2 protein-coding genes are annotated in these 2014 nt (G+C 69.5%); one reads left to right on the forward strand and one right to left on the reverse strand.

Annotated elements, in window-relative coordinates:
• Positions 1-305: 305 nt before the first annotated feature.
• On the reverse strand, positions 306-1610 hold the full coding sequence (locus VFZ70_12330; GenBank protein ID HEX6256584.1) for an AAA family ATPase: 1305 nt from the start codon (positions 1608-1610) through the stop codon (positions 306-308).
• A gap of 47 nt (positions 1611-1657) precedes the next feature.
• Between VFZ70_12330 and VFZ70_12335 the strand changes: the two genes are divergently transcribed.
• Positions 1658-2014: hypothetical protein (locus tag VFZ70_12335; GenBank protein ID HEX6256585.1), on the forward strand; the 357-nt coding region annotated here is incomplete at its 3' end.

Raw genomic sequence — 2014 nt, forward strand, 5'->3', positions numbered from 1 at the left:
CCCACCCCGAACGGTTCGTCCGCAAGCCTCCCCAGGCACCGCAGCTGCCCACCACAGCCTGGATCAACCGACCCGATGACTCACTGGAGGTGACTCGCTAAATTCCCCACCGGACTGTCTCAAAATGCTTGACAGGCTCCGTGAGGGTGGGAGTCGATACGAGACCCGACCATGGGCAGGGCCGCCTGCGAGCAGTTGGCGCCTCGTGCCGGGCGCCATCGAGTAGCCCCGGATACCCAGGGTATCGCCGGTCGGAGATGGCTCGTAGGCGAAGACCTCCGGCGTCTGCGCCGCGATCTGCCGGGCTACCTGGCGATCTCAGGATCGCCGCGTTCGACAGCGAGCGAAGTCCTCTCAACGCGACGCAGCGCGTGAACCAGCGCAAGCGGCCGCCGTGGAGCCCGACGCCGTGGCGAAGGCTCGTGTGTCTCACCGACATCGAGTCCGTCCGCGACGGCGTACAACCGGTTAATACCTCGCCCGCGCGACATCGAGACGTAGCCCCACTCGCGGTAGATGGTGTCGGCGCCGAGGACGAAGGCCCGGTCGGCGGTCATGCCCTGGGCCTTGTGGCCAGTGATGGCATAGCCGTGGGCCAGATGGCCCGCGTGGAGGTACGCGGCGGGCACGGCAATCGAGGGCCCGCCTCTGGTTGAGAACGCAAGCGTCCGCTCGGCGACATCGACGCTCGTGACTGTGGCGCGCGTGCCGTTGAGGACGCCGAGGCGACGATCGTTGCGGAGACAAACGACCTCGTCGCCGGCTTGGAATGAGCGATCGTTCGCGGTCAGCTCGGGCCCGATGAGGCGGCCGGCGGCCTTCATGCGGAGACGGGCGCGGGCGTTGAGGTCGGCTACGTCGCTGCGGCGGGCAGCGATCATGATGGTGCTGTCCGCGCCGTGCTCGGCGCGGGCGAGCCACCAGTCCCCCACCAGGCGATCGCGCAGGGCTTCGGCGTTGTCGGCCGTCACGATGCGGTCGTGCTCGTTGTACGCGTTGATCGCCGTGCTGGGATCGCCGCTGCGCAGCTCGTCGAGCGCTGCGCGCTCCCAGGTGGCGTGCTGGCGGCGGTTCTCGGTGAGTTCCACAGCGGGCAGACGGTTGACGAGCCCGTGGAACAGGCCACCGGCCTCGATCGCGGGCAGCTGGTACGGATCGCCGACGAGAACGAGCTTCGCTCGGGCTGCCGCGCAGTGGTCGATCAACGATGCGAGTTGCCTGGTGCCGACCATGCCGGCCTCGTCGACGACCACGACAGTGCGCGAGTTGAGCTCCATGCCGCGTCTGAAGTGGTCGAGCAGCCCGTGAAGGGTGCCGCTGGGGATGCCGGACCCGTCCTGCAGCTCGGCTGCGGCACGGGCAGCCAGCGCGGTGCCGATGACCTCGTAGCCAGCGGACTGCCACGCCTCGCGGGCGGCGTCGAGTGCGAAGGTCTTGCCCGCGCCCGCCTTGCCGACGACGACCTCGACACCGGCACCGGAGGTGGCGATCCGTCTGACCATCTCCGCCTGGTCGTCGCCGAGGCTCGGTCGACGCGCGACCGCGGCGGCGACCCGGTCGCGGTCGACAACGCCAGCACCGACGTCGCCAGGGCAGTGTCGAGTGCGCACTGCTCAGTCGCGAGCAGCTCGGCCGTCGTGTGGAGCGCCTCGCCGGCGTGAATCACGGAACCGCGGTCGTCCGCATGGTCGCGCGCGACAAGGCGTACCACGTCGTCCCGCTCGAGGAACTGATCGGTGAGCGCGGTGATCTGCTTGGCTGGAGCACCGGCCGGCAGTTGCTCGCACCACGCGCGGACGACGTCCCGGCGCGTGAACGTCGAGTCGTGCTCAGTCAGTCCGGCGGGTCCGAGCAGCCGGAAGGTGCTGCGCCGATGCTCGTGGCCGGTCGGCTCCCGATACTGGACGCGGCCGGTGACCTGCTCGACGGCGTTCGACATAACTCCGAACGACTGCGCACGCTCCCACCAGGCTGTATGCAGCGTCTCGGCGCTCACGCCGTACTCCTTCGCGCG

The organism is Euzebyales bacterium (assembly GCA_036374135.1).
Classification (GTDB): domain Bacteria; phylum Actinomycetota; class Nitriliruptoria; order Euzebyales; family JAHELV01; genus JAHELV01.